This is a genomic window from Blautia sp. CAG:237 (assembly GCF_000436615.1).
Lineage (GTDB): Bacteria > Bacillota > Clostridia > Lachnospirales > Lachnospiraceae > Blautia_A > Blautia_A intestinihominis.
Map to the genome: position 1 here is coordinate 40,762 of NZ_FR886711.1, position 8,298 is coordinate 49,059.

At 44.5% G+C, this 8,298-nt stretch carries 9 protein-coding genes; 7 read left to right on the forward strand and 2 right to left on the reverse strand.

The genetic code is table 11. The features are described from left to right. Nucleotide 1 precedes the first annotated feature (1 nt). Both QZL69_RS04230 and QZL69_RS04235 read left to right on the forward strand, forming a co-directional pair. A complete protein-coding gene (locus QZL69_RS04230) occupies nucleotides 2-1,366 on the forward strand; it encodes a DUF6382 domain-containing protein (RefSeq protein ID WP_022213982.1) in 1,365 nt (454 codons plus the stop codon). Nucleotides 1,367-1,502: 136 nt separating this feature from the next. Continuing rightward, a complete protein-coding gene (locus tag QZL69_RS04235; RefSeq protein WP_227222167.1) occupies nucleotides 1,503-2,117 on the forward strand; it encodes a rhomboid family intramembrane serine protease in 615 nt (204 codons plus the stop codon). Here QZL69_RS04235 and QZL69_RS04240 read toward each other — a convergent pair. Beyond that, the gene (locus QZL69_RS04240) at nucleotides 2,033-2,773 is read right to left on the reverse strand and encodes a sensor histidine kinase (protein WP_022213984.1); all 741 of its coding nucleotides are present in this window, start codon (nucleotides 2,771-2,773) and stop codon (nucleotides 2,033-2,035) included. The two genes, QZL69_RS04235 and QZL69_RS04240, sit on opposite strands and share 85 nt — an antisense overlap. Nucleotides 2,774-2,900: 127 nt before the next feature. Between QZL69_RS04240 and QZL69_RS04245 the strand changes: the two genes are divergently transcribed. Both QZL69_RS04245 and QZL69_RS04250 read left to right on the forward strand, forming a co-directional pair. Beyond that, nucleotides 2,901-3,302: an HIT family protein gene (locus tag QZL69_RS04245; protein ID WP_022213985.1), complete on the forward strand. Its 402-nt coding sequence runs from the start codon at nucleotides 2,901-2,903 to the stop codon at nucleotides 3,300-3,302. Between the two features lie 24 nt (nucleotides 3,303-3,326). Continuing rightward, a complete protein-coding gene (locus QZL69_RS04250; protein ID WP_022213986.1) occupies nucleotides 3,327-3,857 on the forward strand; it encodes an RNA polymerase sigma factor in 531 nt (176 codons plus the stop codon). 60 nt (nucleotides 3,858-3,917) lie between these two features. On the opposite strand, the gene QZL69_RS04255 is transcribed toward QZL69_RS04250, so the two are convergent. Further along, nucleotides 3,918-4,988 carry an undecaprenyldiphospho-muramoylpentapeptide beta-N-acetylglucosaminyltransferase gene (locus QZL69_RS04255; protein WP_022213987.1) on the reverse strand — a complete coding sequence of 357 codons (1,071 nt, stop codon included), beginning with the start codon at nucleotides 4,986-4,988 and terminating at the stop codon, nucleotides 3,918-3,920. 152 nt (nucleotides 4,989-5,140) lie between these two features. Here QZL69_RS04255 and QZL69_RS04260 point away from each other — a divergent pair, with 152 nt between their 5' ends. The 3 genes from QZL69_RS04260 to QZL69_RS04270 all read left to right on the forward strand — a co-directional run. Next, complete coding sequence (locus tag QZL69_RS04260; protein ID WP_022213988.1) at nucleotides 5,141-6,217, forward strand: DUF4367 domain-containing protein; 1,077 nt, start codon at nucleotides 5,141-5,143, stop codon at nucleotides 6,215-6,217. Between the two features lie 61 nt (nucleotides 6,218-6,278). Continuing rightward, entirely contained in the window at nucleotides 6,279-6,803 is a 525-nt protein-coding gene (locus QZL69_RS04265) for a DUF6147 family protein (RefSeq protein ID WP_291518235.1), read from the forward strand. Nucleotides 6,804-7,162: 359 nt separating this feature from the next. Continuing rightward, a partial coding sequence (locus QZL69_RS04270) for an MBL fold metallo-hydrolase (RefSeq protein WP_291518239.1) occupies nucleotides 7,163-8,298 on the forward strand: 1,136 nt, incomplete at its 3' end.

Below are 8,298 nucleotides of genomic sequence, written 5' to 3' on the forward strand. Positions count from 1 at the left end.
AATGAGGGCAGAATATAAACGGGATGTAAGTCGTAATTATCTGATCCTGCATGGGGAGAATCCGGTAGATACTGCTTCCTATCAGGTGAGGATGCTGACGGGAAATGCGGTTCCTTCTATATTGAAATGCAGGATCCAGGGTCTGGACGGGAGATTTCTGTTTTATTATGACATTACGTCAAGGCAGTCGCTGGCATCTTTCTATGAGCAGAAGAAACTGAAAGCATCGGATCTGCGTATTATTTTTGGCGGTGTTGTGAAGATCATGGAAGAAATGATGGAATTTCTTCTGAATCCGGATCAGCTGTTGTTATCGCCGGAATATATGTATCTGGATGTGGAAAAACAGAAACTGTATTTCTGTTGTCTGCCAGGAGAAGCAAAGGCAGTCAGCGAGCAGTTCCGGGAGATGACAGAATATTTCCTGCCGAAACTGGACCATGATGATGCGGCAGCTGTGACGATGGGGTATGGAATCTACCGCAAAGCACTGGAAACGGGAGTGCAGCTGGATGCACTCAAAGAGTTTATCTATCAGAGTGGGACAGAAGAACCAGCGGAGAATAAGGAACCGACGAAGCCAGAGGAAAAGATTTCAGAACAAACAGTACTTCGGGAAGAACAAATACCGCTGGATTTTGCAGAGAAACCGCCCGAATGGGAAGAAAAAAGTGAAACCTCGAACAAAACAGGAGGAAAGATTCGCGGAAACTTTGTGTGGATCGGTGGATGCGGTCTTGGGGTGTTCGTGCTGCTTGGAATTCTGGCGGCGTGTTATCTGGGATACCTCCCCGGAGTTCCGATTGAGGCGGTGCTGGCAGCAGCGATCGCGCTTCTGGGTATTGGAGCACTTGGGATGTGGGCAGGTGAGAAAAAGAAGAAAAAGCAGGACGAAACAGCGGAATGGAGAAAGAAAGTCCGCCGGGAATTTACAGATGCCGCAGGGAATACGGAAAAAGCAGAACAGCACAAAAAGTTCCGGGATGAGTACAGAGAAAGACTGCAGTTCGAAGAACCGGAAGAGACAGATTACGGTGAGACAGTTGTTCTTTCCGCAGGAGCAGTCAAGGGACCGTCCAGCCTTGTGAGTAAGGAACCAGGAGAGCTTGCAACGATCTTTCTGGAACGGGACCTGACGATTATCGGCAAAATGGAAAACGCAGCTGATGCAGTGATTCCCAGACCAACCGTAAGCCGGGTTCATGCCAGGATCCGTAAAGATGAGGAAGAATATTTTCTTGCGGATCTGAACTCAAGAAACGGTACTTCTGTAAATGGAAGAATGCTCAGGGCAAACGAAGAATACCAGCTTCAGGACGAAGATGAAGTAGATTTTGCGGAAGCGCGGTATATATTTATAAAATAAGCTGCGGAAGTTTATAAAAAGATAAGATTTCACGGGGACACAGTGCTTGCTATGCAGCAGACCATCTGTTAGAATAAACGGAATAACGAAAATGTTGACCAGGCTGCTGGAAACAGTGACCATCTGACAGAATGGAGTGAGGACTTTGGAAGAGATTCGGAAAGAACCGGTGACGGTCGCATTAATTCTTATTAATGTACTGATTTTTATTGCAGTGGAACTTACAGGGACTTCGCAGGATGCATGGCATGTACTGAACTATGGAGCGGCGTATACGCCTTATATTGTGGAAAAAGGAGAAGTCTACCGGCTGTTTACCTCCATGTTCCTGCACTTTGGAATTGAGCATCTTGTCAACAATATGCTGGTGCTGTTCGTACTTGGAAGCCGGCTGGAGCAGGTGATCGGAAAGATCCGTTTCGTGCTTATCTATCTTCTGGGTGGAATTGCGGGAAATATTCTCTCGCTGGTTCTGGAACTGCGGTCTCAGGAATTTTCTGTATCAGCAGGGGCATCCGGAGCAGTGTTTGCTGTGATGGGAGCGATGATCTATGTTGTCATTCGAAATAAAGGCTGGCTTGGTGATCTGTCTATGAGACAGGTTCTGGTGATGGCAGCATTCTCACTTTATTTTGGGTTTACCAGTTCAGGTGTGGATAATGCCGCTCATGTTGGAGGGATGATAGCCGGATTTGTAATTGCTGTTCTGGCCTGGCATCCGTCCAGCCGGGTTAAGGGAAAATATATATGAAAAGTGCTTCCACTTCCGGGAGCACTTTCGATTTCTATGGAGCCGTGATGGGCTTCGATGATCTGTCTGGTGACAGCAAGTCCGAGGCCGGTGCCGCCGGACTTGTAGGTTATGAAAGGTTCAAATACCCGCTTTTTTTGAGAGGAGGTCATGCCGCATCCGTTGTCAGAGATGGAAATATGTACGTACTGTGCTGAGGATTCGGCACGAAAATGGATGGTTCCATGCGGATGATCGATTGCTTCCTGTGCATTGCGAAGAATGTTCAGAAAGACCTGGCGGATTTTTAACGGATCGAGAGATAGATTGGGGAGATCATTTGGAATATCCGTCTCAAATTCAATACCAAGATAATCAAGTGTGGGGCGAAAGGACTTTGCGATTTCATTTAAACATGCGCTTAAGTCAGTCAAGACAAGGGAAAGCTGCCCCGCATTCTGGTATCTGGTCATGTCGTTCAGGAGAGCATGGATATAATCCAGGTTTGCATAAATATTTTCCCACTGTTCGTCATATGTGAGTTCCGGGTGGGAGGAAGCGAGAAGCTGCAGTTCGCTGGAGAGAAGAGCCAGCGGGTTTCGCAGCTCATGCGAAAACCTGGAAAGCAGGATCTGAAACTGTTCTGTCTGTACCGCAGAATCGATTTTTTCTTTCATAATCTGTCACCTCACGTCAAGTGTAGCATTGGAAAATGCCCACGGCAACAAATTTCGTATTGAAAAAATCGAAGAAATACGTCACAATAGAACCAGAAAACACTATAAAATAAAGGAGAAAACGACCATGGAAAATTGTATTTTTTGTAAAATTGCAAATGGAGAAATTCCGTCAGCTACTTTATATGAGGATGAAGACTTCCGCGTGATCCTGGATCTGGGACCGGCAAGCAAGGGACATGCCCTGATTCTTCCGAAATCACACGCAGCGAATATCTACGAACTTCAGGATGAAACAGCAGGCAAGGCAATGATCCTTGCAAAGAAAATGGCAACGAAACTCAGAGATGGACTGAACTGTGACGGCTTCAATATCGTTCAGAATAACGGTGAGATCGCCGGTCAGACAGTATTTCATTTCCATATGCATCTGATTCCGAGATATGAGGGCGACGGGGTAGGACTTACCTGGAAACCGGGAACTCTGACAGACGAGGACAGAGAAGAAATTCTGGCGAAGGTAAAATAAAATTGCCGGAAGGATACAGAAGATATGATTGAGAATTTTGAAGTCTTTTATAAGGCGTTCCTTCAATTCTCAGTAAACACTGCCCGCAGGATTGTAAAGGATGAGCACATTGCGAATGATATCGCCCATAATGTATTTTCCTATTTCTTTGAACATCAGGACATGCTTGATTTTTCGGATGAAGAAATGCTGATGGCAAAAGTCAGCAGCAAAACCAGAAAGGAAAGTTTTGATTATATGAAACTTTCCTGTAACAGACATGAAATGTGTATTATAGATGCGGATAATGGCGACGAGATTATAGATGAAAAGAGTAATCCGGAAACGATTATCCTCGAACTGGAAGATAAAGCAGAAAAGTATTCGGCATTGGATATGCTTCGCAGGGAAAATCCTCTGAGTTATGAGATCCTGATCAGGACAAGAGTCTATGGAGAAACATCAGAGGAAGTAGGAAAAGAACTTGGGATGAGCAGAAACTGTGTCAACAATCGCAATTCCAGAGCAACAACGTGGATGAAAGAGAAAATTAAAAAAATACGCAGACACCTTTAAGTAAGGATGTCTGCGCAATTTATTGCATCGCATATCGGTGAGGCATAGTACCTTCCATGCTTATCTGGATGAAACACAGCCCTCGATAAGAGATACGATATGGTGGATAGAATCCATCTGTTTGCTTGCTGCCATTGCTTCTTCGAAGGAATGACGCTCCTGGTAGAGTTTATGGATGGTATCGAGAAGCTTCTGATCGGTGATCTCCTCTTCTTCAAGAACCATGCTGTAGCCCTGCTTTTCGAAAGAACGGGCATTCAGGATCTGGTCACCACGGCTTGCATTGGCTGACAGCGGAATCAGGAGATTCGGTTTGTGAAGAGCACTGATCTCACAGATCGCATTGGCACCGGCACGGGAGATGACAACATCTGCCAGGGCGAAGAGATCCGGCAGTTCGTCTTTGATATATTCGTACTGAACGTATCCGGCTGTGCCTGTCAGTTTCTCGTCCATTTTGCCCTTGCCGCACAGATGAATTACCTGGAAATCCTTCAGAAGTTCCGGAAGGATCTTGCGTACATGGTCATTGATGGATGCTGCACCGAGACTGCCTCCGATAATCATAAGAACAGGTTTGTCAGCGGTGAAACCACAGAACTGACGGCCAGCCTCTCTGTTACCGTTTAATAATTCCTGACGAATTGGAGTTCCGGTAAGAACTGCTTTGTCTTTCGGAAGGCTGTTGACAGTCTCCGGGAAGTTGCAGCAGACTTTGACAGCGGAGGGAATACACAGTTTGTTGGCAAGTCCTGGAGTCATATCAGACTCATGGATGATTGCTGGAATTTTGCAACGCTTTGCAGCGATAACAACAGGGACGGTTACAAAACCACCCTTGGAAAATACAACATCAGGTTTCAACTGTTTGAGAAGCTTTTTGGCTTCATGGAATCCTTTGAGAACGCGGAACGGATCGGAGAAGTTCTTCGGGTCGAAGTAACGTCTTAATTTACCAGAGGAAATTCCGTAATAGGGAATTCCGAGTTCCTCGATCAGTTTACGTTCGATTCCGTTGTAGGAACCGATATAGGATATCTGATATCCGGCATCCTTGAGAGCCGGGATCAGAGCTATGTTTGGAGTAACGTGTCCGGCAGTACCGCCGCCGGTAAGTACAATATGTTTCATGGGAATTCCTCCTGAAAAATCTTTTTTATTACCAATTACTATGAACCAGAAGGGCAGAATTGTCAAGGAAAGATAGGCAGGAAAGTTACTGTGAACGGAGGGAACAGTAACACATAACGTTGGGAAATTCCATTGGCAGGAGAAATTACTTTATGAGAAAAGAATTTGAAGAAAACGAAGAATCAGAAAATAAATCAGAGAATAAATCAGAGAATAACCTGGAAACACAGGATGAAATAGATGACGAAACCTTTCAGAAGATTCTGGAGAAAGAGTTTATAGAGAGGGAAAAACGAATTACGGCAGCACTCTTTGCGGATGATGACGTAGAGGACATTAAGTTCACGAAAGAGGAACTGGACAACTCCTATCAGGAATTCCTGCGCCGGATCGAGAGGGAGAAGAAGGAAAACACGGAATTCTCCGAGGAACTGGTCCCGGATGTGGATGCAGTTCGCAGGAAAGAGACTGCTTTGGATGAAAAGCGTGTTATTTCTATCGAAGAGATACGTGATCGCCGGAAGAAGGCTGCGGAGAGAGAAATGCGCGAGGAAGTTTCGAAAGAAGCGAATATGGAAGAACCGAATGCAAAGAATCGGACAAATACAGAGAACCGAATGAATACAAAGATCCGGACTACGGGAGGTGGTCTGCACCGGCTTGGGAAAGTCGTGGGAATGGCTGTGGTCTGCGTGGCATGCGTGTTTGCAGCCAGCATGACAAGTGAGGCGAATCGGAAGTATTTGGTGAATAGCGTTAGGGTTTGGAGTGGGGATGATACTAAAACGGTAGTGGATAATGACGATAGCAATGAAAAAGCGAATGTTGATGAAGATGAGGCGATTGCTGATATCAAAGAAAAATTGGGCGTTGAAATGCCAATATTTTATTGGCGTCCGCAGGGGCTGAATTTTAAAAGTTATGAATTAAAAGCTCCATTGGATGTTGCAAGAATAGAATATGAATATGAGGAAAATATAATTGTACTGTATATAGATAAACAAAGTTCAGATATTGCTAGTAATATTAGTAGTATGCATGGAGATAAACAAGAGATTATAGATTCCGAGGGAACGGATTCAGGAATTGTACTTGAGAAAATTGAAAATAAGGATGACAAAAATTCGAATTATGTAGCAAGATGGTATAAAAATAATGTAGAATATGTATTCTCTGGAAAGATAGATATAGAAGAATTAAAAAAAATTTTAAAAAATATGAAATTCTAGCGTGATTTTCGCGAGTTTCTGTCGTATTAATAGTGTAAGGGTTGTTTACGACAGAAAGGAAGTGAAAAAAGTAAAAAAGAAAAACTGGAAAAAATTAATGGTAGCTGCTTTAGCGACAGGCATAATAGCAGGCAATTCTCAGACAGTGTTTGCAACATCTGATAATCTTATGGACGCGATTCTGAGTGAAGATACAGACAATGATGAAATTACAGATGAGGAAACAACGGAAGATTTTGCTGAGGATACCAGTTATAGTTTGCTTCGTGGAACAAATTTGAATTTTGGTAATATGAAGATTCAAAGATTATCCAGTAATGAAATCGGCATATATGGATTGACCCAATGCCATAAGAGTTGTAGCAAGGTATATCTCTCAATATATCTTGAACGTAAAGTGAATGGAAGTTATGGAACCTATAAATATTGGGAGTATACAGCCAATAATGTGACGAGTCTGAGTAAAGGCTTGCAGGTTGCAGTTCCAAGCGGCACCTACTACCGTGTCCGCGGCTACCATGCTGCAAGTAACGGAGGCCTGAAAGAATCCACCTCCACTTTAACAAGTGGTATCATGGTGAAATAATTTCTACCGACCAGCAGAAAAAGAGAAATATTTGCAATAAAATCAACAACTGAATAGCGAAGCACAGGTGCGGTCAGCGGGATGTCAGCATACGAACGTAACGAAAAAAGTGTAAACATCCATTACCTTCCGGCTGACGCGAAGTGCTTGCAATCGCCGATTGCATGGAGAAATATTCCGGATCGGCAAAAACAACATCATACAACATACATACAAACAACATACACAGAAGCGGGGTGAAATTTATAAAAATTTCATCCCGTTTTTGCATCTAAAGACTGTTAAAAACTTGCCATATCGTGTATAATAATTACAACTAGAATGTATTGGAAAAATTGTCAGAAAAAGGGGGTTCGCACATGAAGATTACCTTTATTGGGGCGACGCACGAAGTAACTGGTAGTTGTTATTATCTGGAAGCAGCAGGTAAGAAGTTTCTGGTAGACTGCGGTATGGAACAGGGACCGGATTATTATCAGAATCAGGAAATCCCAGTTAATCCGGGAGACCTGGATTTCGTTCTTTTGACACATGCGCATATGGACCATTCCGGAAACCTGCCCGCTATCTATGCGAAAGGCTTTTTGGGTCCGATCTATGCGACCCAGGCAACCTGTCATCTCTGCGATATCATGCTCCGTGACAGCGCGCATATTCAGATGTTCGAGGCAGAATGGCGTAACCGTAAGGGACGCCGTCAGGGTAAACCGGAATTTGTACCTGCCTACACGATGGAAGATGCCATGGGTGTAATACAGAATTTTGTACCATGCCCCTACGAAAAAACAATTACCCCGGCACCAGGGATTTCCGTTCGGTTTGTAGACGCAGGACACCTTCTCGGATCAGCAAGCATTGAGCTGACCATCCAAGAGGACGGAGAGGAAGAGAAGATCGTCTTCTCAGGAGATATCGGAAACCTTCATCAGCCGTTAATCAAGGACCCGACTTACCTCCACGATGCAGATTATGTTGTCATGGAATCCACTTACGGTGACAGAAGCCATGGGGAACGTCCGGACTATGTTGCCATCCTTTCAGAAGTGATCCAGCATACGTTTGACAGAGGCGGAAGCGTTATCATCCCGTCTTTTGCGGTCGGCCGTACACAGGAAATGCTGTACTTTATCCGGCAGATCAAGGAAGAAAACCGTGTCACAGGACATGGCAACTTCAAGGTCTATGTCGACAGCCCGCTGGCAAATGAGGCGACGACGATCTTTAATGAACATCAGTATGACTGCTTCGATGAAGAAGCGATCGCACTGGTCCAGAAGGGAATCAACCCTTTGATGTTCCCGGGACTCCGTACATCCATCACAAGCGATGACTCCAGAGCCATCAACTATGATGAGGACTGCAAGGTGATCATTTCTGCGAGCGGTATGTGCGATGCAGGACGAATCAAGCATCACCTGAAACATAACTTATGGGATCCAAGAAATACGATACTTTTTGTAGGATATCAGGCGATCGGAACGCTGGGAAGAGCACT